The organism is Noviherbaspirillum sp. (assembly GCF_035254865.1).
In the GTDB taxonomy this organism is placed as follows: Bacteria; Pseudomonadota; Gammaproteobacteria; order Burkholderiales; family Burkholderiaceae_D; genus Noviherbaspirillum.
This window is the reverse complement of record NZ_DATFAF010000024.1, coordinates 1-25,616: the sequence shown is the minus strand read 5'-3', so window position 1 is coordinate 25,616 and position 25,616 is coordinate 1. Positions and strand designations below refer to the sequence as shown.

Annotated in this window: 19 protein-coding genes and 1 pseudogene; 11 read left to right on the top strand and 9 right to left on the bottom strand. The window is 58.8% G+C overall.

The window, feature by feature from the left end:
• Window positions 1-10 precede the first annotated feature (10 nt).
• The 11 genes from gmd to VJ651_RS06660 all read left to right on the top strand — a co-directional run bounded on the left by gmd (window position 11) and on the right by VJ651_RS06660 (window position 14,293).
• A complete protein-coding gene (gmd, locus tag VJ651_RS06710; protein WP_324106699.1) occupies window positions 11-1,177 on the top strand; it encodes a GDP-mannose 4,6-dehydratase in 1,167 nt (388 codons plus the stop codon).
• 97 nt (window positions 1,178-1,274) lie between these two features.
• Window positions 1,275-2,243: a GDP-L-fucose synthase gene (gene fcl / locus VJ651_RS06705; protein ID WP_324106698.1), complete on the top strand. Its 969-nt coding sequence runs from the start codon at window positions 1,275-1,277 to the stop codon at window positions 2,241-2,243.
• Between the two features lie 390 nt (window positions 2,244-2,633).
• On the top strand, window positions 2,634-4,058 hold the full coding sequence (locus VJ651_RS06700; protein ID WP_324106697.1) for an O-antigen ligase family protein: 1,425 nt from the start codon (window positions 2,634-2,636) through the stop codon (window positions 4,056-4,058).
• Window positions 4,045-5,538: an oligosaccharide flippase family protein gene (locus tag VJ651_RS06695; RefSeq protein WP_324106696.1), complete on the top strand. Its 1,494-nt coding sequence runs from the start codon at window positions 4,045-4,047 to the stop codon at window positions 5,536-5,538. The genes VJ651_RS06700 and VJ651_RS06695 overlap by 14 nt, the downstream gene beginning before the upstream one ends.
• Before the next feature lie 11 nt (window positions 5,539-5,549).
• Window positions 5,550-6,779 (top strand): glycosyltransferase family 4 protein, encoded by a 1,230-nt coding sequence (locus tag VJ651_RS06690; RefSeq protein ID WP_324106695.1) that lies wholly within the window; start codon window positions 5,550-5,552, stop codon window positions 6,777-6,779.
• Window positions 6,780-6,790: 11 nt separating this feature from the next.
• Window positions 6,791-7,552 (top strand): glycosyltransferase family 2 protein, encoded by a 762-nt coding sequence (locus VJ651_RS06685; protein ID WP_324106694.1) that lies wholly within the window; start codon window positions 6,791-6,793, stop codon window positions 7,550-7,552.
• Window positions 7,549-8,406: a glycosyltransferase family A protein gene (locus tag VJ651_RS06680; RefSeq protein ID WP_324106693.1), complete on the top strand. Its 858-nt coding sequence runs from the start codon at window positions 7,549-7,551 to the stop codon at window positions 8,404-8,406. Before VJ651_RS06685 ends, VJ651_RS06680 begins: the two co-directional genes overlap by 4 nt.
• A gap of 299 nt (window positions 8,407-8,705) precedes the next feature.
• Entirely contained in the window at window positions 8,706-9,953 is a 1,248-nt protein-coding gene (locus tag VJ651_RS06675; RefSeq protein ID WP_324106692.1) for a glycosyltransferase family 4 protein, read from the top strand.
• Window positions 9,954-10,051: 98 nt separating this feature from the next.
• Window positions 10,052-11,170: a glycosyltransferase family 4 protein gene (locus tag VJ651_RS06670; protein WP_324106691.1), complete on the top strand. Its 1,119-nt coding sequence runs from the start codon at window positions 10,052-10,054 to the stop codon at window positions 11,168-11,170.
• The gene (locus VJ651_RS06665; protein WP_324106690.1) at window positions 11,124-11,927 is read left to right on the top strand and encodes a WecB/TagA/CpsF family glycosyltransferase; all 804 of its coding nucleotides are present in this window, start codon (window positions 11,124-11,126) and stop codon (window positions 11,925-11,927) included. Before VJ651_RS06670 ends, VJ651_RS06665 begins: the two co-directional genes overlap by 47 nt.
• A gap of 362 nt (window positions 11,928-12,289) precedes the next feature.
• Window positions 12,290-14,293: an acyltransferase family protein gene (locus tag VJ651_RS06660; protein ID WP_324106689.1), complete on the top strand. Its 2,004-nt coding sequence runs from the start codon at window positions 12,290-12,292 to the stop codon at window positions 14,291-14,293.
• Window positions 14,294-14,441: 148 nt separating this feature from the next.
• Here VJ651_RS06660 and VJ651_RS06655 read toward each other — a convergent pair whose 3' ends face one another.
• The 9 genes and pseudogenes from VJ651_RS06655 to VJ651_RS06615 form a co-directional block, all read right to left on the bottom strand.
• On the bottom strand, window positions 14,442-15,203 hold the full coding sequence (locus VJ651_RS06655) for a polysaccharide deacetylase family protein (RefSeq protein WP_324106688.1): 762 nt from the start codon (window positions 15,201-15,203) through the stop codon (window positions 14,442-14,444).
• 95 nt (window positions 15,204-15,298) lie between these two features.
• Window positions 15,299-16,423, bottom strand: coding sequence for a glycosyltransferase family 4 protein (locus VJ651_RS06650; RefSeq protein WP_324106687.1), 1,125 nt, complete (start codon window positions 16,421-16,423; stop codon window positions 15,299-15,301).
• 325 nt (window positions 16,424-16,748) lie between these two features.
• Window positions 16,749-17,870 (bottom strand): GNAT family N-acetyltransferase, encoded by a 1,122-nt coding sequence (locus tag VJ651_RS06645; RefSeq protein ID WP_324106686.1) that lies wholly within the window; start codon window positions 17,868-17,870, stop codon window positions 16,749-16,751.
• Between the two features lie 361 nt (window positions 17,871-18,231).
• Entirely contained in the window at window positions 18,232-18,846 is a 615-nt protein-coding gene (locus tag VJ651_RS06640) for a glycoside hydrolase family 16 protein (protein ID WP_324106685.1), read from the bottom strand.
• Between the two features lie 881 nt (window positions 18,847-19,727).
• Window positions 19,728-21,155 carry a glycoside hydrolase family 16 protein gene (locus VJ651_RS06635; protein ID WP_324106684.1) on the bottom strand — a complete coding sequence of 476 codons (1,428 nt, stop codon included), beginning with the start codon at window positions 21,153-21,155 and terminating at the stop codon, window positions 19,728-19,730.
• A 366-nt stretch (window positions 21,156-21,521) separates the two neighbouring features.
• Window positions 21,522-22,388 carry a glycoside hydrolase family 16 protein gene (locus tag VJ651_RS06630; protein ID WP_324106683.1) on the bottom strand — a complete coding sequence of 289 codons (867 nt, stop codon included), beginning with the start codon at window positions 22,386-22,388 and terminating at the stop codon, window positions 21,522-21,524.
• A 57-nt stretch (window positions 22,389-22,445) separates the two neighbouring features.
• A complete protein-coding gene (gene galE, locus VJ651_RS06625; RefSeq protein WP_324106682.1) occupies window positions 22,446-23,477 on the bottom strand; it encodes a UDP-glucose 4-epimerase GalE in 1,032 nt (343 codons plus the stop codon).
• 158 nt (window positions 23,478-23,635) lie between these two features.
• Window positions 23,636-25,282 (bottom strand): GMC family oxidoreductase, encoded by a 1,647-nt coding sequence (locus tag VJ651_RS06620; RefSeq protein ID WP_324106681.1) that lies wholly within the window; start codon window positions 25,280-25,282, stop codon window positions 23,636-23,638.
• A gap of 171 nt (window positions 25,283-25,453) precedes the next feature.
• Window positions 25,454-25,616 (bottom strand): annotated as a pseudogene (locus VJ651_RS06615) (phosphomannomutase/phosphoglucomutase); the annotation flags it as partial.

Sequence of the window (25,616 nt, the reverse complement as noted above, 5' to 3'; positions counted from 1 at the left end):
GGAAAATACCATGACGACCAATCCTCAGATGCCGGAACATCTGGTGCCTTCCCGTTCCAACCAAAAGCCCAAGGTCGCGCTGATCACCGGCATCAGCGGCCAGGACGGTGCCTATCTCGCCGAACTTCTGCTCGGCAAAGGCTATGTTGTCCATGGCATCAAGCGGCGCACCTCGCGCTTCAATACGGATCGCATCGACCATCTGTATCAGGGGCCGCAGGAGGAACAACGACGCTTCATCCTGTATCACGGCGACATGACGGATTCATCGTCCTTGTGGCGCATCATCCAGCAGGCGCAGCCGGATGAAATCTACAACCTTGCCGCGCAAAGTCATGTCGCGGTCTCGTTTGAAGAGCCGGAATACACCGCGAATGCCGACGCGCTCGGTCCGCTGCGCATACTGGAAACCATTCGCCAGCTCGGGCTTGAAAAGAAGACGCGCTTCTACCAGGCATCGACCTCCGAGATGTACGGGGATGCGTCGGAATATCCGCAACGGGAGACGACGCCTTTCCGCCCGCGCAGCCCCTATGCGATCGCAAAACTGTATGCCTACTGGATCACGGTGAATTATCGCGAGGCCTATGGCATGTATGCCTGCAACGGCATCCTCTTCAATCATGAATCGCCCCTGCGCGGCGAGACCTTCGTCACGCGCAAGATCACGCGCGGCCTGGCACGCATCGCACTGAACCTGCAGGACTGCATCTATCTCGGCAATCTCGATGCGCAGCGCGACTGGGGCCATGCGCGCGATTACGTGGAAATGCAATGGCGGATGCTGCAGCTGGACGCTCCGGAGGACTTTGTCATCGCGACCGGCATTCAGCATAGCGTGCGCGAATTCGTGACCGCCGCCGCTGCCGAACTGGGCATGACGCTGCGCTGGGACGGACACGCCATCGACGAGACCGCCACTGTCGTTGATCCAGGTCCGCATGCGGGCGTCAAGGCAGGACAGGTCATCGTGCGTGTGGATGCCCGCTATTTCCGGCCGACAGAAGTCGACAGCATGCTGGGCGATTCCGGCAAGGCCCGCGACAAACTCGGCTGGCAACCCAGCGTGTCGTTCGAACAGCTGGTCAGGGAGATGGTGCGCGCGGATCTGGATTCCGCAGGCAAGGACCAGTTGCTCGCGCAGACCGACAACGCGCCAACCACCTACCAGGAGTGAAAGCCGGGGCGTGCCTTGCACCCCCGTGCATCTCCAACCCGGGCATCGGACGATTCGCGATCGGGCTGGCCCGCAACCCATCGAGAGGAAGTGAATAATGAAACCCAACCTGAACAAACGGATTTACGTCGCCGGGCATCGCGGTCTGGTCGGCTCGGCTATCGTGCGTGCGCTGCGAAAGCGCGACTACAACAACATCGTCACACGCTCGCATGCCGAGCTGGAGTTGACCGACCAGGCGCAGGTGCGCGCATTCTTTGAATCTGAGCAGATCGACGAGGTGTATCTTGCGGCCGCGCGCGTCGGCGGCATCCATGCCAACAATACTTATCCGGCCGAATTCATTTACGACAACCTGATGGTGCAATCGAATGTCGTTCATGAAGCATGGCGCAGCGGCATCAAGCGGCTCCTGTTCCTGGGGTCGTCCTGCATCTATCCGCGCCTGGCCGAGCAACCCATCAGGGAAGAGTTCCTGATGTCGGGATCGCTGGAGCCGACCAACGAGCCTTACGCCATCGCGAAGATTGCCGGCATCAAGATGTGCGAGAGTTACAACCGTCAGTACGGCACCGATTTCCGCAGCGTGATGCCGACGAATCTCTACGGACCGGGCGACAACTATCACCCGGAAAACAGCCATGTGATTCCCGCACTGATTCGTCGTTTCCACGAAGCAAAGATGAGCGGTGCAGACAAAGTGGTGATCTGGGGAACAGGTACGCCGCGCCGCGAGTTCCTGTATGTCGATGACATGGCGGATGCCTGCGTGCACATCATGGACCTCGATCGTAATACCTATGAAAAGCATACGACGCCTATGTTGTCCCATATCAATGTAGGGACAGGCGAGGACGTCACAATACGTGAAGTTGCAGAGATCATAAGGAAAGTGGTGGGCTTCAATGGCGCGATCGAGTTCGACTCCAGCAAGCCGGATGGCACACCGCGCAAGTTGATGAACACGGCAAAACTGACAGCTCTGGGATGGCGGCCCGGCATGCGCCTGGGTGAAGGCATCAAGGAGACCTATGAATGCTTCAAGGCCGAGCAGCAACAGCAGTAATTGCTCGGGAACAGCTTGAATCGACTATGGAAAACGAAGTGCGCGGGCAGGGAACGAAAAATGCTTGCGCTTTCGCCGAACCAGATGATTGGAACATGAACAGGCCATCGAGATGAAGCTTGCGTACCAGGAAGAGTCGTGCCCGGCATGCCGAGACCGTCGCGGCGGCGCAGAGGAAACAGCGATCGCCCAGCCGCGCTTGGTGCACATGAAGAGCGGCAAATGAAGCGTGCCGCCGGTTCGCGATCAGCAGCTATCTAAATCCGCACTGTTGCTTGCCCGGCGGCCATCGTCGACGGAGCATCCGCTCTCTGAACGCCGACGGCATCCGCGTTGACCCGGTCGTGAGCACATCCGATTGGACTCCCGTTCAACCCACTGAACACAGCCATGACACCAGCACTGACAACAGGCCAGATTCTCATTAATCTCCTTGCCGCGCTATTCGTCATCCCGCTTGTTGCCGGGATATTCATCAAGGCGCCGAAACTGATCGTGTTCGGTTTATTGGGCGTTCTGTTCATGTTTTCCGATTCGACATGGGGACAGATCGAACAGGAGGCGACCATTTATTCTCGCGGCGCGGGGATGTTTTATTTCTCGCTGCTGAATCTGATTCTGCTGATTTCGGGCGTGGCGGCGCTGATCAAGCGCATGGCCACCCGACACGGCCCACAACTGGCACCGCCGATTTCGAAATATTTCGTCGCCTTCATTTTTCTGTTGCTGTCCCATGTCGTCATGGGACTCATGCTGGGCATCGACCTCAACGTCATCCTCGGATACAACGGCGTGTTCAATATCCTGAACATGCTGATATTCATGTATATCGTGATCATGGCGCTCGACAAGGACAAGGATTCGACGCGGCTGCTGGTGACCATTCTCGCGCTGGCCGGCATCCGGGCGGCATTCGGCGCAGTTCGCTATTTCCTGTTCGACGGCGACAGCGCCAATCCCTATCGGAACTTCGAAGGTCTCGACATCAAGATCTTTTTCTTCGACATCAACGACAACTTCGTGGCAGCGCTGGCCGCGTTCTGCGCGGCATGGCTCCTGACCACGCCGCAGTTCAAGATGCGCTGGTATACCCGGCTGCTGATCCTGATGTTCATCGGACTGGAGATTGCCGCTGTGGCCTTGTCCTTCCGTCGCTCCTCGCTGATCGGGCTTGCGTTGATGTTCGGCTTCCTGTTCCTGCGGTTGCCGGGAAGGAGAAAGCTGGTGTTTGCCATGCTCGGCGCGTCGGCGCTGGTGGTGGTTGCGTCCGTGTTCTTCCAGCAGCGGCTGCAATTCAACACCACGGGCGGCGTCCTTGAATCGCTGATCTACGACATTGCACCGGATCGGGGCGGCATCAAGGAAAACCGTTTCTACGAGCTGTATGCGGCGGCGCAAAGCATGGATGGGAACTGGCTGTTCGGCCGGGGCACATGGGGCACCTTCGTCGGCGACAAGGACGCGCTGTCCTACCACGGCAACGATTTCAGCTTCGTCCATAGCGGGTTCGGACACGTCCTGCTGAAGACCGGATTTGTCGGCCTGACGCTGTTTGTCTGCATCCTCGGCGCCTATGTTTCCTTTTACCGCAAGCATCGAAACCATCTCGCAGGCAAGGAGCGCCTGATCGCGGATGCCGGCTTTGCGGGTTTCCTGTTCTGGATCCCTACCCTGCTGATCGGTACGCCGATCATCGAATTCCGCAGCATGATGATGCTCGGCTTCACGCTGGCACTGCCGTTCGTGGCGGTCGGCATGCAGAACTACCAGGTCCGTCGATACCTCTACCAACAATCCCAATATGCTGCTGCGTAACTCCCTGTGGAATTTGACCGGTTCGGCGGTCCCGATGGTGGTCGCCCTCGCGACCGTGCCGCTCTTGATTCATGCGCTCGGTACCGAAGGCTTCGGTATCGTCACGCTGGTCGGCTCGGTGATCGGCTACTTCGGCGTACTCGACGTCAACCTGAGCGCCGGTGCGATCAAGTATTTGTCGGAGCATCATGCGTCGAACGACCGTCAGCGTTTTGCCGAGACCTTCTGGTTCGGCATCATGTTCTACGGCCTGCTCGGAATGCTCGGGGCGACCGTAGTGTTCTTCGGCGCGCATGCACTGGTCAACCGCTTCTTCGAAGTCACGCCGGCGATGCATGAAGCAACGGTGCAGGCGTTTCAGATCGGCGCGCTCGGCTTCGCCTTGTCGCAGGCGCAAAACTATCTGCTGGTCGTTCCGCAATCGCTGCAGCGCTATGACCGTTCGGCGCAAAGCGAGGCTTTCTTCGGCATCGTCGTGAATCTTGCCTCGGTTGCCGCGGCGCTTGCCGGTGCCGGCATTGCCGGCGTGATCGCGGTGCGCGTCGCTGTCTCGGCGGTGAACTTGCTGTACCTCGTGTGGCTGATTCGCGGATTCGATCTCGGTCTCGCACCGTGCTGGCCGCGCAAGGAAGTACGTGCTTCGCTCACATCGTTCAGCGCCTATGCCTATCTCAGCAAGATCGCATCGACCCTGCATCAGCACGCCGACAAGCTGATCGTCGGCGCGATCGCGGGGCCGGTCGCCCTCACCTTCTACACCGTTCCGGTTACGCTGGCCGGCCGCATACTGGGCCTGACCTATCGTCTCTCCAGCGTGATCTATCCGCGCGCGTCCGCACTCGCCGGGGCCGGCCGCATCAACGAACTGCGCCCGGTCTACCTCGGTGTAATGCGCTATGTCACCTACATCAACCTGGCCGCGCTTGGCGTGATCGTGCTGGCCGGCGACGAGTTCCTGCGGCGCTGGGTCGGCGAAGAGTTCGTGCTGAAGGGCTATCCGGTGCTGGTGCTCATGACCCTGGCGCTGCTGGTCGATTCGCTCACCAACATCCCCTCGCTGGTCAACGACGCGCTTGGCCATCCTCGCATCAGCGGGAGGTTCGCACTGACCAATGGCGTCCTCGGCGTGGCGATGGTCTACCTTGGCACAACCACGGGCGGCATTGTCGGCGCCGCGACCGGACATCTGCTGTCGTCGGCGGCACTTGGCATCGGCTTCCTGCTCTTCGTGCATGGCCGCACCGTGCCGATTACATTCACGGAAACCCTGCGGACCGGCTTCGGACGCAGCCTCGCGGTCGGCGCACTGATCATCTGCGCGCTGCTGCCCGTGAAGTGGTTGATGCCGGCCGGACTGGTCGGAACGGTGGCGATCGTGTCGGCTGCCTTGCTGACGCTGACCCTGGCCGGCCTGTTCCTGATCGTCGACGTGGATGAACGTGCCGCCATGATGGCCTTTGCCCGACGGCTTCGTTCTTGAGGATAGTATTGATGCGCATTCTACTCGTCAGCGAAGACATTCCGTATCCCAGCATGGGTGGCCTTGCCAAGCATGTCCTGAATCTTGCGCGTGCGCTGGTACGCGCCGGCCATGCGGTCGACATTCTCGGCAACGATGAACATCCGATTACCGTGTGCGGCGAGGAGGGCCAGTTCGGCGGCCGTTTTATCGGGGAGCTGAACGGCTATCACGCGGGTTGGAAAGAAATCAGCCTCGGCATGTACATGCCACCGAAGCGAACCGCGCTGGCCAGGCGATTCGCATCCATCATCATGCGGCACGCGCCGAACTATGACGTGGTGCACTACCACGGGCACCTCCCGAATGTTGCGCTGTTCCTGCCGGCGGATCTCAACTTTGTCCAGACCCGCCATGACCAGGGCAGCGATTGTTTTCGGCATACGCGTTTCAAGAACGGCGAAATCTGCACGTCAGCGAATCCGGAAGATTGCGCGGCTTGCCTGCGCGAGAAGCCGAATGCCCTGCAGCGCAAGGTGTCGGCGATCGCGGTACGAAAGTTCCGAGGCGAAGTGGCAGAGAGCTTCCGCAGGCACAAGACGGTATTTGTGTCCCAGCTGCTGGCGTGCAATCTCACCCGAACCCTCGGCCCCGGCCCTTGGGGAGCCACCGTGCACAATTTCGTGGATCGCGCGCTGCTGGAGGACATCCGCGAAGCGGCCACAATGCTTCCCCCCTCCAACGAATTCCATGTGTTCATCGCGGGCAAGCTCTATCCGGCAAAAGGTGTCGAGCATTTCCTGCAAACGCTCGTTCCGCGCCTTCCCTCCCACATGCGCGTCACGGTGGTCGGCGACGGCGGGGATGAAGCGCGCTTGCGTGGCCACTTTGAAAGCAACCAGGTCCAGTTTCTCGGCTGGTGTTCGCAGGACAAGACCTTGAAACTGGCTGCCGCATCGAGCGCCGTGGTCGTGCCCTCGATTTGCGAGGAGTCATGTGCGACGACCGTGCTGGAAGGACTTTTTCTGGGCAAGCCAACCTTCGCCCTGCATCGAGGAGGCACGCCGGAGCTCGCCGCCTATCAAGGGGAACCCGGGCAGTTGCGATTGCATCCGGACATGCCGTCGCTCGTGAACGATCTGATCAGCTTCAAGCCGCGCGACAGCTATGGTTTCGCGCCGGATGGATTAGGCAGCGCCGACGACGCGGCGCAAAAGTTATTGCAAATTTACCAGGCTTCTTCGGGCCATTCCACTTGTTAATGGGTTAGTTCATGGCACTTACTTTTTCCGTCATTACCTGCACCTGGAACAGCGCTCAGTATCTGCATGAATCGATCGCATCGGTGCTGGCGCAGGACCATCCGCACATTGAATACATTTTTGTCGACGGCGGATCGAAGGATGGCACGCTCGCGCAGATTCATGCACTGCACCGTCCCTACAAGCTTCTGGAAAACGTGCGCGGCGGTGTCAGCCGTGCCATGAATGAAGGACTGCGTGTCGCCACCGGCGACGTGATCGCCTATCTGCATTCGGACGACTACTATCTGCGTCCGGATGTGCTGTCCACCGTCGCGCGCCGCCTGGAAGATAGCGGACGCGGCTGGCTGTTCGGCCGCACCATGGCATTGATCGGACATGAGCTGCGGCCTGACAATTATGTCGCGCCGCGCTTCAGCTACAACAATCTCCTGCGCGGCAATTTCGTACCGCACCCGGCGACCTTCGTGCGACGCGATCTGATGCTGCGTGCCGGCGGCTTCAATACCAGCCTGAAGTATGCGATGGACTATGACCTTTGGCTGAAGCTGGCCACGCTGAGCGATCCAGTGCAACTGGATGATGCGCTGACCGCTTTCCGCGAGCATGAAGGCAGCCTGTCCACGTCTTCACGCACTCGCCTCGCGGCCATGGCTGAGGATTTCCGCGTGCGGCTGACCTATGCCAGCAACAACCCGATCGAACGCCTGGCGCATTACGCGCGTTACTTCGTGCGGCGCCGTCGCATCATCCAGGCGAAGGGGAACGCATGAGACGGCCTGATATTTCGCTGATCCTGGCAACCGTCGGAAGAACCGATGAGCTCGGTCGCCTGTTCGAATCGCTGGCCGGACAAACCTATAGCAATTTCGAAGTGGTGGTCGTCGACCAGAACGACGACGACCGCTTGCTCTCGCATCTGGAGCGCGCCCGTTATCTGGGCATCGCGGTCAAGCACCTGAAGCATCATCCGGCCAATCTCGCCGCAGCCCGCAATGCCGGCATTGACGCCGCCAAGGGAAAGTGGCTGGGCTTCCCCGACGACGACTGCTGGTACGACGCTCGCCTCCTCGAGCGCCTGGCGGTTCGCTTCAATCGTCCGGACAAGCCGACCGGCCTGATCGTGCGCTGGGTCGAGCAGGACGAACAACCTCTGTCCGCCGCCTCCTTGTCATGGGAGCGGTCCCGCGCTTTCCGCGACATCCCCGTCAGTTCCATCACTCTGTTCTGCCATCGCGCCCTGTTCAAGGAAATCGGTGGCTTCGACGCCCGTCTCGGCGTCGGGCAGTGGTTTGGTGCAGGCGAAGAAACTGACTTTGTCCTGCGGGCCTTGGGTGCCGGGGCGCAGTTTGCGTACGAGCCACTGGCAGAAGTGCATCATGCAATCAACCCGGAAAAACCGCAGGCGACCAGGCAGGCCCGTCTCGCTGTAAGGCATCGTGCGCGCGGCACCGGCGCCCTGTACGCCAAACATCGCCTGCCGGCATGGGTGATTGCGCGCGGTCTGGCGGCGCCGCTGCTGCGCCCCTTGTTGAAAGGATCGTTCGGCGCGGAACTTGCCCTCGGGTTTGCAACCACCCTGGGACGGCTCGACGGCATGCTCGGCTGGCGGCGCACCAAGTCGTAAACGCGTCATAGATACCGGCTTGCATCCAGAGACGCGCCATCCGGGCGGCGTCCGGATGCGGCTGCGCTGCCCGGTGTTGCCGAGGAATGTACACACTATGTTACAAAAGAAACCCCGAGAAAGTCATCGGCTTTGATCTAACGCGGAACGCGTGCACGGGTCGCGATCAAAATTCAGAGAGCAGCATATCGAAGCCGCATAGTCGGCACCACAATAAAAGCACATACCGGATGAAAACGCTGATGTCACCTCGTTTGTCGAGCATAGCGGAGGGCCGTTTCGCAGGGGAAGTTTCTGCCATGTCGAAGCCAATCGAGTATTCCAGGATGGATGAATCGAAAAGCAAGGCGAGACGCCTTGCCGCCGCCATTGAATCACCGCATCAATCGGGACCGGTGTGCGACATATCGTCGGTACGGATTGCGCTGATCACCAACCACCCGCCGCCATTTCGAATCCCGATCTACGAGAAGATCGGGAGCATGCCGGGAGTCGACCTGCGTGCGATTTTCTGCAGCGCGCGCGAACCGAACCGGCAGTGGGAGTTGCCACCGCTCCGTTTCAATCATGTCTTTCTGAAGGAACGTTTTCTCACGCGCGGGTCGAACTTCATCCACAACAATCCCGATGTGTTCGGTGCGTTGAGACGGCTTGCTCCGGATGTCATCGTCACCACCGGTTTCAACCCGACATTCCTCTATGCATTCGCTTATGCGCTGGCGAGTGGCATTCCGCATGTTCCCATGACGGACGGCACCGAGATCTCCGAGAGATCGCTGAGCGGGCCGCACAAGCTGATACGCCGCCTGGTCTATTCCCGTTCGCAGGCTTTCATCGCCGCCAGCCATGGCGGCATGCGCTTGTACCGGAGCTATGGCGTTCCCGCCAATCGTTGCTTCCAGTCGTGCCTGTGCATCGACAATGATTTTTATGCAAGGCAGGTCGACCATGAAGAAAAAAAGCACGATCTGGTTTTCTGCGGACGGATGGTGCAGGAAAAAAATCCCTTGTTCGCGCTGGCGGTTGCCGAAGGCGCCGCGCGACTGCTCAATCGCAAGATCAGCATCCTCTTCATCGGTACCGGCGAGCAGGAAGAACAGGTGAAGGCGGAAGCGGAAAACAAGTCGTCCCTGATCGAGGCGGAATTTCATGGCCATGCATCGCAGGATGAATTGCCCGCCCTCTATGGGTCAGCGCGCATCTTCCTGTTTCCGACAGCCCGCGACGTGTGGGGCGTGGTGGCCAATGAAGCCTGTGCGGCCGGCCTGCCCACGATCGTGTCGCCGCACGCGGGAGTCGCCGGGGAACTCGTGGTTGACGCGGAAAACGGTTTCATCTGCGAGCTGGACACCTCCCTGTGGGTGGCGCGTGTTGCAGCCCTGCTCGCCGACGAGGTGCTGTACCGGCGACTCGCAAAACGGAGCGGGTCGTTGGTCAGCAACTATACCTTCGACCACGCTGCTGCAGGCATTGTCGACGCCTGTCGCTACGCCCTGAGAAAGAAAAATTCCGGAAAGCGCGGGAACACAGGCAAGGAAAGCCGTTGAACGGCCGAAGCGAACAGCCGGCGCCATTCGCGCGGCATGCATAAACCATGAAAATACTTATCGCACACAATGCATATCAACATCGAGGCGGAGAAGACATGGTCGTCGACGCCGAGATCGCATTGCTGCGCCAGTTCGGGCACGAGGTCGAAGTCTACGCCCAGCACAACGATGCACTGAAGGAGATGTCTCGCTCGGCGGCGGCCGTGTCGGCGATCTGGTCGCAGCGCTCCGCCGCCGAGATCGACAGCTTGTGCGACCGTTTTGCACCTGACGTCATCCACGTGCACAACACCTTTCCCCTCATCTCGCCGTCCTTGTACTGGGCCGCGGCAAAGAGGCGCGTGCCGGTCGTGCAAACCTTGCACAACTTCCGCCTGCTCTGCCCGCAAGCGATATTCCTGCGCGACGGGAAAATCTGCGAGGACTGCATCGGAAAACTGCCGTGGCGCTCGGTCGCCAGAAAATGCTACCGCGATTCGGCAGCGCAATCGGCAGTGATCACCGCCATGCTGGCCACCCACCGCATGATCGGAACTTATCGGGAACGCGTGACGCGTTACATCGCACTCAACCGGTTTGCGCGCGACAAATACATCGAAGGCGGCTTGCCGGCTGAACGATTCAGGATCAAGCCGAACTTCGTGCAAGCGGCCGTATCGCCCGTGTGGGGCGGTCGTAGCGGAGGACTGTATGTCGGACGACTCTCGCCGGAGAAAGGCATTGGCGTGCTGACGGCAGCCATGCCGCTCACCCGCGAAGCACAGATTGAAGTCGTCGGCGGTGGCCCGATGGAAGCGGCAGTGAAAGACGCTTTCGGTGAACGCTATCTCGGCGTGCGGCCATTGACCGAGATCATGGAGCGCATGGGCAAGGCACGCTTCATGGTCCTTCCGAGCATCTGTTATGAGAACTCGCCGCGCACGATCGTCGAGGCGTTTGCCTGCGGCCTGCCGGTGATCGCAAGCCGCCTGGGTGCCCTCGCCGATATGGTGCATGACGGTGTGACCGGGCTGCTTTTCAATCCCGCCGATCCGGCCGATCTGGCCGCGAAGATAGACTGGGCAAACGAACACCCGGAACAGATGGCGCGCATGGGCCATGCGGCGCGCGCCGAGTATGACGCGCAATACACGCCGGATCGCAATTACGAAATGCTCATGGATATATATGAAGATGCTATTTCTACAGGACACAGAGAACGTCGCGCCGCGTGAGGGCCAGGCCGTGCTCGAAGCATTCATCGACGCGCTGTCGTGGGATGATGCGATTGCACGCATCACGCAATGGGGCGCGGCGCGGGAGTCGCGCTATGTCTGTATCTGCAATGTGCATTCGGTGGTGACCACGACGCGCGACGTCGAATTCAAGATCGCGGTCAACAATGCGGACATGGCAACGCCGGATGGCGCACCGATCGCCTGGGCGCTGCGTCGCCTGGGCCATTCCTCGCAGGAAAGGATCAACGGTCCGGACCTGATGATGAAATACCTCGCCGAGGCAGAACGCCTGGATCAGAAGGTGTACTTCTACGGTAGCACCGACGCGACCCTTGCGAAACTGCGCATTGCGCTTGCCAAGAAATTCCCGCTGTTGCGCATCGCCGGCATGTCATCGCCGCCCTTCCGCCCTCTGTCGCTGCAGGAGGATGAACAGTCGATCGAGGAGATCAACAGCTCGGAAGCGAATGTCGTCTTCGTCGGCCTCGGCTGTCCGAAGCAGGAGAAATGGATGGCCGACCATCGCGGCCGCATCAATGCGGTCATGATCGGTGTCGGCGCCGCCTTTGACTATCACGCCGGCGTCATCAAGCGCGCGCCCTTGTGGTGGCAGCGCAATGGGCTGGAATGGCTGTATCGACTCGGCTCCGAACCGCGTCGCCTGTTCAAGCGCTATCTGGTGACCAATACCTTGTTCGTGCTCGGATTCCTGCGCCAGATTGTCGTCGCAAAACTTCCGCTGAGCGACGCATAATCCTTGCGTGCCCGATAATGAAAATTTCCGGCCGGCCCCATTTGCGGGCTCTGCTGTCACAACGCGTTCAGCCTCCGAACAAGCATTTCTCATGCGCATTTGAATTGCGTGTGCTCAAATCCCGCGCTTACGCCACATCAATCATGTAACAGCCAGAAATGGAATCATAGACACTTCGTCGCACACCGATAGTGCGAATGGCGTCGATAACGAGATCCATTGCGAATCAGGCAGGTGCCGGCCCGGCCCTGCATGGAAATCTGGCCGTGCGCCAGTCGCATGTCGGCCTCTCTGTTCAGGAATCGGCAAGCAGAATTCCGCTCGTGCCGCGTTAAAACTTCTGCCTTTCCCAGCATCTGCCCATGACATTGAAATCAGCCACACCAACACATTCTTATCGGCCCGATATCGACGGCCTGCGCGCGATTGCCGTACTCGCGGTTGTCGCCTTTCATGCCAGCTCGCGCATCGTCCCCGGCGGCTTCATCGGCGTGGACATTTTCTTCGTGATTTCCGGATATCTCATCACCGGGCTCATTGCGAATGGCATCCAAGCCGGCAACTTCTCCTTCACCGAGTTCTACACACGACGCATCAAGCGCATCTTCCCGGCGTACATCGTCGTCGCGCTGGCCACGCTGGCCGTGTCCACCTATCTGCTGATTCCCAACGATTACATCTTCTACACCACGTCGCTGGCAGCGTCGTGGGCCTTCCTGTCGAATGTTTTCTTCTCGATGCTGAGCTGGGGATATTTCGGACAGCGCACGGAAGAATTTCCACTGCTGCATACCTGGTCGCTGTCCGTCGAAGAGCAGTTCTATTTCGTCTTCCCTGTCCTGCTGATCATCCTCTTTCGCTATTCCAGACGGCATATCGTCTCCGCGCTGCTTTTGCTCGGCCTCATGTTTGTCGCGATTTCCCAGTTCAAGACTGGTGAAATCAAGTCCTACTTCCTGCTCACCTCGCGTGCACACGAACTGATCATCGGCGCGCTCGCCTTCTTCCTCGCGCAGCGGGTTCCGGCTCGGCCGGGTGTCGTGCCAAACGTGCTTGCGACCATCGGCATGACACTCATGCTCGGCTCTCTTTTCCTGATCGACCAGGAGACGCCCTTCCCCGGCATCAATTCGCTCTACCCCTGCATCGGCGCGGCGCTGGTGATCTATGCCGGCAACGCGGATAACGTGATCAAGCCGATACTCGCCAGCCGCCCCTTTGTCTTTGTCGGCCTGATTTCCTATTCCCTCTATCTGTGGCACTGGCCGATTTTCTCCTTCCTGCGATATCGCAAGATCGATTTCAGCGTGCCGGTGATCACTGCCGCCATTGCGCTCGCTTTCGCGCTGGCTTACCTGACCTGGCAGTGCGTGGAAAGTCCGATCCGGCGCAACAAGACGATCCGCTTCCGGAAAGCCTTTCTGCAACTCTATCTCGTACCTGCCGCGGCGTTCATGACGGTCGGCCTGTATTCCTATGTGACGGAAGGCGCGCCGGATCGTTTCTCCAGCGAGATTCGGGATCTCATCTCCAGCTATTCCTTCGAGCGGGATCTGGCACGAGCCTGCTCGATCCGCGCGGAGGATTATCAGAAGGTCACGATGGCGCACTTGATGGAGCACTGCGCGTTTGGCGACACGAATCAGAAGAGAGCCGACATTCTGCTGATCGGCGACTCGCACGCGAATCACTTCAAGCCTTTCGTGGAGCAACTGGCGAAGGACGCCGGCCTCAAGGCGGTGTTCCATGTGCAGGGCGGCTGCTTCCCCACCGACCTCCCGCCGTCCGGCGTGAAGACCGCGGAAGAGGCCTCGACCTGTCAAAAGCGCAACGAGGATCTGCTGGCGCTGGCAGGCAATTTCAAGTACGTGGTCATCGCCGGCTTCTGGTCCGAGCCGGGTCGTCACTTCGACCAGAAGATTCCGCGGCTCGTGGACAGGATCATGAGAACGGGAGCCACGCCTGTCCTGTTCAAGGACAATCCCTTCTATGAGCCCGATCTGTCGCGTTGCATTCTTTATCGCAAGCGCGGCTGGATAACACCCAACCGTAACTGCAATATTCCCTACCGCTTTGTCGCGCAGAGCCAGGCCTCGCCGGATGCGATCATCGACAAGGTCAAGGCGGAAAATCCGCAGGTGCTGGTCATCGATCCCAAGCGTGTCATGTGCGACAAGACGGAATGCAAGACTTACATGCAAAACATCGCGCTCTACAAGGACGGCAACCATATCAACGCCAAAGCCGCGGCATTGCTCGGTCAGCGATATATCGTTCTCCAGGGGAATCCCTTCGTCAACCCACGCATCGTGCACGCCGCCGCCAGGCATGTGGACGGGAAAACTGGCGACGAGGCGTCCCAATAGTCAAGACCGTCATCCTGTCGCGGGTGCACGCGCTCGTGACAGGATGACAGCAGCGGGCCGCACGACGTGAGTCGTGCAGCCGCGCATCCGCCGGCGGCGGAAATCAGTATCCTGATATGGAGATGTCTGCGGGTGAAGCTGGATGGCTTCAGATGGAATGCGCGATGCCAGGCTCCGGCACCCACATGGCACGGGCCGCAAGTTGTTCGTTGCTTAGTCGGCGAGGCGACGCGATTCTGGAGGCAACATGCTTGAAGAAGACGTCCAGCTCATGCCACGCATTCAACTGGTCGATCTGCTTCGAGTGCCCCCATAGATGGAAGGTGCCGTTGTTCCTGCACGCATGGTCGAACATGGCGTAGAGCCGGCGAATCCAGTTTTCATGCTGCATGGCCAGCAGAAGTCCGTCAATCCGGTTGTACCAATTGCCCGAGCCGAGGAAGTTGCGCATGTAGACCGCTCTGTCATGCGGGTAGAACTGAATGGTGGTCGGCATTTCATAGGGTTTGTTGCCCGTGCCGAAACACAGGTTCATCGTTGTCCTTGCATAGGTGAAGCCGCAAGCCTTGACCAGTTCAACGTCGCGCGGACAGTAGCGCCCGCCCGGATAGCAGAATCCGTTCACCGGCGCACCGAGCACGTCTTCCAATTTCCTCTTGCCGTCATTGATCTGATGGTATGCCTGCCAGATGTCGACCTTTTTCAGGTAACGATGATCGTAGGTGTGCGAGCCGATTTCGAACAGACGTCCGAGATCCCGGATCTGCGGTTCGGTCAGGACAGCATCGCCTTCGCAATTCCTGATCGGAATGTAAAACGTGCCGCTCAAGCCGTGCTTGTGCAGCATCTCGGCCGTTTTCAGGTCAGATGGATGACCGTCGTCAATGGAGCAGGTAAACAGAGGTCCCATCGTCAACTCCGGATTATTTCCATAGCTTGCTGCCGAAACCATTCATAGGACAAGGATTAAGTAAAAGAAGTAAATGACATGCCGACACTCCCGCCTTACACCAGACGCCGCGCCTTGCTGCTCACGGCCGCCGCCATGGCGAATCGACAAGCATCAACCAGGCCGGCTGCGGCGTTATCGAAGGAATATTCACGCACCAGGTCCAGGCTGCGCCGGGAATATTTTTCGAGGAGTTCCGGCTGCGTCAGCAACAGTGCTGCGCGGTCCGCCCACAATTCGGCGTCCAGGTCGCATACGAAACCGTTTTCCCCGTTGACCACCAATTCTCCCGCCACGCCGGCATAGGGCGAGACGATGACAGGCAAGCCGGCAGCACACGCCTCATTGGCAACCACGCCCCATACATCATCATGCGTGGGAAACAGGAAGATGCGTGCCGAGCGGTACAGGGAAGGCAATTCCTTCTGCTTGGCGAATCCATGGAAATCGCTCTCCACCAGGTCGGTTTGCTGTGCCGCCGCGGCTCTCAGTCGTTCTTCTTCGTCGCCGGAACCGACAAACAGCATCTTGACCTTGCGCCCCAGCCGCCTGGCAGTTTCTCTTCCGACATGAAGCGCAAACAGCGGGCCTTTCTCGGCGACGATACGGCTGCAGAAAATCAGATCGTATTTCTTCTCCGTCGTTTCACTGGCTTGCATGAAAGCATCGTTGTCCGTGCAAAGATATGAGCGAAAGCAACGCTCGGGAGCGACGCCGTAACTCTCATAAAGCGTGCGGCCACCCAGGCTCGCGGACAGGTAGGCCGAGGAGTGCGAGTACACGATGCTCCGGATCAGCTTGTGGACCTTGCTCAGCTTTTGCTCGGACAAAAAGGTGCCGTCGGTGAGCGGGATGCGCGGTATGCCCTTGATCCACGCATAGCAGAAAGCATAGAGCTGGGTCGGGTTCAAGCCGTCGATCACCAGCAGATCGGGTGCGAAACGCCTGAGCGCGGGTATGACATCCGGATTGTTGTGGATATAACGCCCGTTGACGGTACTGATCCGATCGCGCAGAAAGACATGGTCGAACTCAAAGGGCGGCAGGTCCCAATGACGATTCGGTTCTCGCCTGGCGCAGAATATCACTTGCAGGGTAATGCCCGGCGTGCGGCTGACGCGCTGAAACACGGGAAGGCGATATGGCGGAGGCTCGTTGGTAATGATGGCAAGTCTTGTCATGGATTAATCTTAATGTGTACAGCGGAACGATAGATGACGTAAATCATGAAAAAGACCGAATGCGTCGGCCCCATTCGCCTCGCCCAGGCGGTGTGATGTCGATCCGTGATCCGCGTTTCGTTGATTAATGGAAAAGTTGCCGACAGACGGGGATGTCGGGCACTGAGGTGAATTCCTCAACCTATCCTGCAGGTGATGAATCCTTGAAGAGACCACGATGGCCTCGCGACAGGCAGCAACATAGAAACGCACTCCTCTTCCAGAAAATCCCCCTGCACCCGGCGCCCCGGATTCATCCTGGAAGCGCGTCAGGCGGCGATTCGTTTTAGTTTTCCTGCGTCGATCGGATCAATGCCCGCCTCCTGCTGCCGAACATGTCGGATAGCGAGCGCCGCAAGATGAACAGGTCCGCGATGAATTCTCTGAGATGTTTCGAAAGGGAACTGTCGTCATACTTGAGCCAGCATTTGGCACGACGGAAATAGCCCTCCCGCGCAGCCTTCCATGCAAAGTCCGCGTTAAGCAAGACTTGCAAGCGTGACCGGTACACGTTCACGTTATCGAGGTCGCGCGGCTTGGCGCCGAGCGCGTACTTGTATTCATACCGTCCCCAAAGAAAGTGAAACTCCCTGCCGCCGCGGTCAATGCATTCACACATCGTCAGATAGCAGCAGAGAAAGCCGACCCAGTAATCGTCGTATCGCGGGTCGTGCGAAAGCAGGTTGAGGAAATAGTTGTCGCCTGCCTTGAAGCTGACCGCGCCCGCGCATATCTGCCCGTCGATCCTGGCAATACCGACCAGGCCGCATGACTTTGCCAAATCGACGACTTGCCGCGTCTCTTCTTCATCGAAGGAGGACACCACGTTCTTGCCGGCCATGCGGGCGCGGTTGAATGCGATCAGGGTGCGGATATCCTTTTCATTCACGTTCTCGCTCTCGCAGACTTCGAAGCGGAACGACGGAAATGCTCGCAGCAGGCGATCGGTGTAGCGCTTGATGTTGCGCCGGGTGTTTTTCCCCAGGCGGGCAAGATATTCTTCCCTCGTCGAGGGAAAAGCGAGGGCGAGGTCTTCAAGCTGGTTAAATCGCTGCAAGGGAAAGCGCGACTTGCGGATGTCAGTCTCAACCGCTTTGAAGGAGATGACATTGAGCGACTCATCGGTCGCGAAGAGGTAATCAGCAAAACGGTCCAGTTCCTCGCCGCTGATTCTGATCCCCTCATTCAATACGCGGGCCTTTCCGTTTCGCCGTTCGAACAGGATCAGCGCGCTGATCTTTCCGCTCTTCCGAGCGACATATGTACTGGTATTCGTTTCAGTCCAGCCATAGGTCCTGAATCCGCGCAGGGACGAAAAAATATTGCCGTAGAGACGTTCGATTTCCGACTCAACAAACGACGGTACTTCATTGTCGTAGCAGGAAATCGTCAGATCGCAATACCTCATGGTTGCCGCCGTGGTGATGATTCGATAGCGAGGCAATGCGACAGCCGGCCCGCATCCGGCGGATTGTTGAACATCCAGAACCATTCGCTTGGCGCAACGCATAAATCGCCGCGCAGGTCGCAGCGCTTGTCGGCACGCTATGGCCCTCTGGCATTGCATCTCACAGTATCATCCAACGTTCATGCAATCTTTTGAGTTATTACAACGATAGTCATAGATCGAGCGCATCCCGATGGCGTTTGCGACGCACTCCCGCATTAATCTTGATAAAAACGGGCGGCGAAAAAAAGGCCAGCATATGAGCTGGCCTTCTTCGCTGATCAAGTTGATCAAGCGTTCCCGCCGGGGGGAACGTCTTGCATTACTTGAACTTCCATGCACGGACGTAATTGACTTCGTAGGAGTTGGCTTTCCCCTGCGGCGTCGAGTTGTCCGGAGAACCGGATGCGCTGCCGAACCACAGGTCCAGCATGATGTACATCGGATCGCCCATCGTCACGTTCAGCGTCAGCACTTCCTTGCCGTCGAAGTAATAGGTCTGCTTGTTCGGCTCCCATTTCACAGCGTACTTGTGGAAGCCGGCGGACAGATCCGTACCTGTGTCGTACTGGCGCGAGCCGACCAATTGACCTTCCTGATCGCCCTTCCATACGGTCGGCGCATAGGCTTGCGGATGCGAGACGCCGCTGGAATCGGTAAAGCCCCACGGAGCCGCGCCGCCTGCGTAGGCTTCCATCACGTCCATTTCAGGACGACGGCTGTCGATATGGTTGAACAGCCAGAACGCCGGCCAGGTGCCCTTGCCCTTCGGCAGCTTGGCTTCGATTTCGAAGTAGCCGTAGGTCTGGTAATACTTGCCGTCGGTATCGACCGTGCGGTTGAAGAAGTTGCCATTGCCATCGCGTTGCGGCCAGATCTTCAGCTTGCCGTCTTCGACCGTGTAGTTCTTGGTCGCATTGGATGATTCATACCACATGTGATCATTCCAAAGGCTGCTGTTGAAGCTGTCGAATTCTTCGGAGAAGGACAGTGAATAGGCAGCTGCGTCCTGGCCAAAAGGAGTCTTGGGTGCAGGCGCGGGAGCTGAAACAGCCTCAGGAATAGTAGATGTTGATGTTGTTGATGCGGGAGCCGTACCGGTGGCTGTAGCGCCGCCATCAGCGGAAGGAGCATTTGCATTGGTTTTTGCAGCAGCTTGCGTCGATGCGAGGGTCTGCGTTGTGGATACATCAGCAGCCGGATCGCCTACGCCGCCACCGCCACCGCAGGCGAGCAGAACAGTTGTGGAGGCGCAACACAGTGCGGAAATCGCGAATCGGTGAAAAGTGATTTTATACAAAATAGTTCCTCTTTCTTCAGATTGATGATAGCCAATAATTCTCGCTAGCAAGTGCCTTTCAGAGCTTGCTTTGCGGAAAATGGTTCCGGGAAATATGAAGAAAGCGGGCTTTTTTTGGCCTTTGTAATTGTCTTGACAAGGCTTTCCTTGGCAGCCTGCAAACAAGTTTGTCGAGGCGTCAAGATTGAAGGTGGCAAACCCGGGGCGCCGGCAGAATGGATGACATGGACAGACCGGCAATGTCTTGCTGAAACAGCGAGGCTCGCGCCACGCACATCAATCAATCGATGGCCAATGCCCTTGGCTCTTTTGCATGACATGGCAAGCGAGCGTGCCGCGCATTGGCATGGAAGGCGCCATACGGACGGCTGTGCCGCCTTGTTGAAACGCCATGGAAAGCCTGTCGCGCGCGAGCGTGAGGATGCAGAACAAAAAAAGAAGGCCAGCATATGAGCTGGCCTTCCTTGCAAGTCAATGCAACGCTAGGGCGTGTCCTCGTTGCCGGGGACGACCTTGCATTATTTGAACTTCCATGCGCGGACGTAATTGACTTCGTAGGAGTTGGCTTTCCCCTGCGGCGTCGAGTTGTCCGGAGAGCCCGATGCGCTGCCGAACCACAGGTCCAGCATGATGTACATCGGATCACTCATCGAGACATTCAGCGTCAGCACTTCCTTGCCGTCGAAGTAATAGGTCTGCTTGTTCGCTTCCCACTTCACCGCATATTTATGGAAGCCGGCGGACAGGTCCATCCCGGTGTCGTACTGGCGCGAACCAACCAACTGGCCGTCGTAATCACCCTTCCATACGGTCGGCGCATAAGCTTGCGGATGCGACACGCCGCTGGAATCGGTAAAGCCCCACGGTGCTGCACCGCCTGCATAGGCTTCCATCACGTCCATTTCAGGACGACGGTTGTCGATATGGTTGAACAGCCAGAACGCCGGCCAGGTGCCCTTGCCCTTCGGCAGCTTGGCTTCGATTTCGAAGTAGCCGTAGGTCTGGTAGTACTTGCCATCGGTATCGATGGTGCGATTGAAGAAATTGCCATTGGCATCGCGTTGCGGCCAGATCTTCAGCGTGCCGTTTTCAACGGTGTAGTTCTTGGTCGCGTTGGACGACTCGTACCAGATATGGTCGTTCCACAGGCTGGTGTTGTAGCTGTTGAACTCTTCCGAGAAGCTGGAGGTGTACAAACTTGCATCCTGGCCGTACGGTCCAGGAGCGGTCGTCGGAGCAGGTGCCGGAGCAGGTGCCGGGGCCGGAGCGGGTGCGGGTGCGGGTGCGGGTGCGGGTGCGGGAGCCGGCGCAGGTGCGGGTGCGGGTGCGGGAGCCGGCGCTGTGGTTGTGCTTGTTGTTGCGTAATCGCAGACCTTGTCCGCACCCGGATACGGGTCACCGAACACTTCGTTGGTGCAGGCGATGGAACCGGTTGCCGTCTTGGTCGCGTACTTTCCATCCAGACCATAACGTACCTGCGTCGTGCCGGAGAACGAGCATGTTCCGCCTTCAACGGCGCATTGCGTCCATGTCGTCGTCGACGGTGCAGGTGCAGGTGCTGGTGCAGGAGCGGGAGCAGGCGCAGGTGCCGTGGTTGTTGTCGTTGTCGCATAATCGCAGACCTTGTCCGCGCCCGGATACGGATCGCCGAACACTTCGTTCGTGCAGGCGATGGAACCGGTTGCCGTCTTGGTCGCGTACTTGCCGCTCAGGCCGTAGCGCACCTTCCGCGTTCCGGTAAACGAGCAGGTGCCGCCTTCAACCGCGCAGCGCTTCCAGCTGGTAGTACTGGAGGTCGTCGTCGCCAGCAGCGTCGCGTCTGCGTTGGCGGAAGTGTCCTGTGTTGCGGCATCTCCAGAGCCGCCGCCGCAAGCAGCAAGCAGCACCGCTGCGCATGCGGACGACAGCGCAGACACCGATAAACGATGGAAAGATAAATTCGACAAGATGGTCCCCTTTTCGGAATGAAATTTACTGATGTGGCTCAGCAAGAATTTCTTCTGAGCATTTCCAGTCAGAAATAGTTCCGTGGGGAATCTATAAAATAGAACTTAATTTTTGTAACTCGTCGTTACAACTTGTCGATCTGTGAAGAATGGAAAATTTGGCACGATGCCGATTGAGAAAGCACTACTTTCGGTTATGCGCGCGATGTTGCTAGAAGCACCAAGAGCGTCTGAGGATTGCTGGTCAGGAACGGCGCAGACAAGGCACGAGGGGGCGACATAGCGGTGCCTGTGGCAACGACGAGCAACGCAGTATCCGCCGTGCCTGGTCTGTAGGTTGCAGGTGCTGCCTGCCGAAGTGCGCTCTCAGTGCCGGGGAGCGTGCTGCCTGAACTGCCAGGCCCGCACGTAGTTGACTTCGAAGGAATTCGATTTTCCCTGCGGCGTTGTTTCGTCGGGTTCGCCGCTCGAACTGCCGAACCACAGGTCGACCATCAGATACATCGGATCCGACATGCGCTCTGCCACTTCCAGCACTTTCTTGCCGTCGAAGTAGAAAGTCTGTCCGTGCGGTTCCCACTTCACCGCATACTTGTGAAACTTGAGGGACAGGTCGGTGCCTGCGTCGAACTGGCGATTTCCGATTGAAATGCCATCATCGCGCCATACGGTCATTCCGTAGGCGGTCGGCCGCGCGACGCCAGCGTCATCGATCATTCCCCAGGGCTCGACGCCACCGGGATACGCTTCCATGATGTCGATCTCGGGGCGCCGCTTGTCGGGATGCGCAAAGAGCCAGAAGGCCGGCCATGTCCCCTTCCCGCGCGGGAGCTTCGCTTCGATTTCGAAATAGCCATAGGTCTGCTCGAACTTGCCATCCGTGTCGAGCGTCCGGTTGAAGAACTTGCCGGACGCGTCGCGCTGCGGCCAGATCTTGAGCACGCCGTGTTCGACCAGATAGTTCCTGGTCGGATTGGGCGTCTCGTACCAGGTGTGATCGTTCCATCGCTGCCGGTCGAAGGTGTCGAACTCTTCCGCAAAGGTCAGCACATAGTCCGACGCATCCTGGCCGAATGGCGACTTGACGACCGTCTTCGGCGTCTTCTTCGCGACAGGCACGACAGCCGCCAGCACGTCGTTATCCACACTTACCTCGTCGCACGCGGCGGAAAAGACAATGGCGAGGCAGGCGGCAAGCAAGGCCGCATGACGAAGATGTTTTCTTACTCGCATGATCGATCCATGAGGATTGTCCCTGAGGCGCCGGCGACCACACGCTCGTCATCGCGTTCAGCGCGTATCATGAAAGCCGTCGGGATTCATGCTTTGCCAGCGCCAGTGATCGGCGCACATTTCAGCAAGTCCTTTCTTCGCGCGCCAGTCGAGTACCTGCGCCGCCTGGCTCGGGTCGGCGTAGCACACCGCCACATCTCCCGGACGACGATCAACGATCTGATAAGGTATCGAGCGGCCGCTTGCATCTTCAAACGCGCGCACCATTTCCAGCACGCTGTAGCCGCGACCGGTGCCGAGGTTCAGGGTAAAGCCCTGCTCGGAGCGGAACAGTTCGGCCAGCGCCGCCACATGGCCGCGCGCCAGGTCGACCACGTGGATGTAGTCGCGCACGCCGGTGCCGTCCGGAGTCGGGTAATCATTGCCGAATACCGACAAGCGTTCGCGCCTGCCGATCGCGACTTGCGCGACATACGGCATCAGATTGTTCGGAATGCCGCGCGGGTCTTCGCCGATCAATCCGCTGGGATGCGCGCCGGCAGGATTGAAGTAACGCAGTACACCGATCGCCCACGAGGAGTCGGACTTCTCAAGGTCTTCCAGTACCTGCTCGACCATCAGCTTGGAACGTCCATACGGATTGGTGACGGAGAGCCGCGCCGACTCATTGATCGGCACCGATTCCGGATCGCCATAGACGGTAGCCGAAGAGCTGAACAGGAATTTCCTGACGCCGGCATCGCGCAATGCCTGCAATAGCGTGATCGATCCGGTGACATTGTTTTCGAAATACGCCAGCGGATTCTCGACCGATTCACCGACCGACTTGAGTCCGGCAAAATGGATTGCGGCATCGATGCGATGCGTCTTCAGCAAGGCATTCAATGCCAGCCTGTCGCGCACATCGGCGTCATAGAATGGAATGAGATGGCCGGTGATTTTCTCGACCCGCTTGAGCGATTCGATGGAGCTGTTGCACAGGTTGTCGAGCGCGACGATCGAATGGCCGGCTTCGAGGAGTTCCACGCTGGTGTGCGAGCCGATGTAGCCCGCTGCACCGGTAACCAGAATCGTTTTATGTGTCGTCATGTCGGAGAGTTCCAGAGCCTCGCCGCAGTGGCAACCGCTAGGCGGATGAACTGTTCCTGCGGCAAGACCTCGTTGCCGAAAAAAAGCACCTGCCCGGTACGGCGCCCGGACAGGTGTTGCATCAATACCGACGCTGCTTCAACTCTCTTGGCGGTCCGTCAGGCCGCTTCTTCCGCCAGGTGAAGAGTGGATGTGCGTATCTGCGCAGCGATATGGTCGGACAGCCTGAAGGCCAGCGCCGCCAGCGTGATGGTCGGGAAGTTCGCACCCGCGGTCGGAAACACCGAGCTGCCGGCAACGTACAGATTGGACATGCCATGCACCTTGCAGTCGCGGTCTACCACGCCGTACTTCGGCGAATCATGCATGCGCGTCGTACCCATGTGGTGCCAGGTTCCCTCCAGGTCCGAAGGCCACTTCTTGCCTTCCATCGGCGGATCGAGTTCAACCTCGGCAACGCCGGTGCGCCGCATTTCCTCGGCCATGATTTCCAGCGTCCGGTCGATCGTGCGCTGCACGTTCCTGCCCAGACGCCAGTCCACGCGAACACGGTTCATGCCGAGCTGGTCCTTCTGCGACGGCGACAGCATCACGCGGCTGTTCGGATCGGGTTCCGGTTCCACAATGAGCTGGAACTTCACGCCCTGGATCAGCCAGCGCGGCTGGAACAGACGGGTATAGCCGTAGCCGATAGTATCGATCGGATGGGCGCACATGGTCAGGACGTCCTTGGTCAGACTCCAGTCTTCCTGATCCTTCTGAAGCAGTGCCTGCTTGATCCTGAACAGTGCCTGCGCGCCCTCGCTGCCTTCGCCGGGGAAGGTGGAGCAGAACCAGACGCGCGCGTTCAGCAGCTTTTCTTCGCGGAGCACGTCTTCGGTCAAGGCAAACTGATGCGCGACATGCGTGCCGAACGCAGCCACCGCCGAATTCATGTAGTGATACTTCACATCGGAAAGCTTGTTGCGCGACCATTCCTTGGTCCAGCGGATGTTGCCGACATAGCGCCGCGGATGGTCCATGAAAAAGCGTCCGACCAGATCGTTGCCGTTGCCCAGGCCGCAAGGCAAGACCTTGTTCGACGCCAGCAGCAGGCGCGGATTTTCAATACCGCCGGTCGCGACGACATAGTATTTCGCGGACACTTCCATGTACTTGCCGGTCAGCGTGGCAACCTGGATGCGCGTCACCGTGTGTGCCGACCTGTCAGTGTCGATATTCGTCGCGTTCGCATACAGGAACACGCGAATGCGGTCCGAGCGTTTCAGCGTTTCCCGATAAAGCTTGCCCATCCGCGCGGGCGGGCTGAACTGCGAAATGGTATCGCGCACCTTGCCTGTGACCAGCGGCAGTCGCCGCACATCGGGGCGACCGATCGAGCGCTCCCAGAATTCCGGGTCGTAGTTGTTCGGGCCGAGCTTGAGCAGCGAGTGGGTGCGGTCATAGTAAGGCAGCAGTTCGTCCAGGCCGAATGGCCAGCCGCTGTACGGAATCCAGTCCCGCTGCTCCAGGTCCCACGGGTCCAGCGGACGGCACCATCCGCCCCAGCAGTTGCTGCTGCCGCCGAGAAAACGGCTGCGGCTGCCGTCGGCAAAGTTGTAGCGCCATTCGCCCACATCCTCGCCGCGGTAGAGATCGCGCGTGCCATCGTCCGGTGAGAATCCACCGCTTTCGAGAAGGCAGACGTCGATGCCCTGCTTGTCCAGCTCCATTGCGAGCGTGATACCCGCAACGCCTGCGCCGATAATGCAAACAGTGGCCTGAACCGCAGTACCTTGTTCAACTCGTCGCGTATCGATAAACATTTTTCTTCTTCTTCCCTCGAGTGAAAAAAATCGCCTGAAAGTCGTGCATTCCGTTACGTCACCGCCGATTTCAAACCTCTTTGAAAATAGGCTTTTTCCGCGGAGACGTTTTGATATACGTTAGAGAATGTCCGTTCATCCGTGGAAAGACCGCACGGCATCACGCGCCTGTCAGAAATCGAGCGCCGCATCGGGCTTGCAGGCAAGGATGGCGCGCCGGAATTCTTCCTGGATGCGCTGCAATGCCTGTGCCGATTCGCCCTCGAAGCGCATCACCACCACCGGCGTGGTATTGGATGAACGCGCCAGCCCGAATCCGTCCGCATACTCCACC

What these genes read in the sequence shown, in the direction of transcription:
- gmd (WP_324106699.1), top strand. Translation starts at nt 11, where the DNA reads ATGACGACCAATCCTCAGATGCCGGAACATCTGGTGCCTTCCCGTTCC.
- fcl (WP_324106698.1), top strand. Translation starts at nt 1,275, where the DNA reads ATGAAACCCAACCTGAACAAACGGATTTACGTCGCCGGGCATCGCGGT.
- VJ651_RS06700 (WP_324106697.1), top strand. Translation starts at nt 2,634, where the DNA reads ATGACACCAGCACTGACAACAGGCCAGATTCTCATTAATCTCCTTGCC.
- VJ651_RS06695 (WP_324106696.1), top strand. Translation starts at nt 4,045, where the DNA reads ATGCTGCTGCGTAACTCCCTGTGGAATTTGACCGGTTCGGCGGTCCCG.
- VJ651_RS06690 (WP_324106695.1), top strand. Translation starts at nt 5,550, where the DNA reads ATGCGCATTCTACTCGTCAGCGAAGACATTCCGTATCCCAGCATGGGT.
- VJ651_RS06685 (WP_324106694.1), top strand. Translation starts at nt 6,791, where the DNA reads ATGGCACTTACTTTTTCCGTCATTACCTGCACCTGGAACAGCGCTCAG.
- VJ651_RS06680 (WP_324106693.1), top strand. Translation starts at nt 7,549, where the DNA reads ATGAGACGGCCTGATATTTCGCTGATCCTGGCAACCGTCGGAAGAACC.
- VJ651_RS06675 (WP_324106692.1), top strand. Translation starts at nt 8,706, where the DNA reads ATGTCGAAGCCAATCGAGTATTCCAGGATGGATGAATCGAAAAGCAAG.
- VJ651_RS06670 (WP_324106691.1), top strand. Translation starts at nt 10,052, where the DNA reads ATGGTCGTCGACGCCGAGATCGCATTGCTGCGCCAGTTCGGGCACGAG.
- VJ651_RS06665 (WP_324106690.1), top strand. Translation starts at nt 11,124, where the DNA reads ATGAAGATGCTATTTCTACAGGACACAGAGAACGTCGCGCCGCGTGAG.
- VJ651_RS06660 (WP_324106689.1), top strand. Translation starts at nt 12,290, where the DNA reads ATGACATTGAAATCAGCCACACCAACACATTCTTATCGGCCCGATATC.
- VJ651_RS06655 (WP_324106688.1), bottom strand. Translation starts at nt 15,203, where the DNA reads ATGGGACCTCTGTTTACCTGCTCCATTGACGACGGTCATCCATCTGAC.
- VJ651_RS06650 (WP_324106687.1), bottom strand. Translation starts at nt 16,423, where the DNA reads ATGACAAGACTTGCCATCATTACCAACGAGCCTCCGCCATATCGCCTT.
- VJ651_RS06645 (WP_324106686.1), bottom strand. Translation starts at nt 17,870, where the DNA reads ATGAGGTATTGCGATCTGACGATTTCCTGCTACGACAATGAAGTACCG.
- VJ651_RS06640 (WP_324106685.1), bottom strand. Translation starts at nt 18,846, where the DNA reads ATGTGGTATGAATCATCCAATGCGACCAAGAACTACACGGTCGAAGAC.
- VJ651_RS06630 (WP_324106683.1), bottom strand. Translation starts at nt 22,388, where the DNA reads ATGCGAGTAAGAAAACATCTTCGTCATGCGGCCTTGCTTGCCGCCTGC.
- galE (WP_324106682.1), bottom strand. Translation starts at nt 23,477, where the DNA reads ATGACGACACATAAAACGATTCTGGTTACCGGTGCAGCGGGCTACATC.
- VJ651_RS06620 (WP_324106681.1), bottom strand. Translation starts at nt 25,282, where the DNA reads ATGTTTATCGATACGCGACGAGTTGAACAAGGTACTGCGGTTCAGGCC.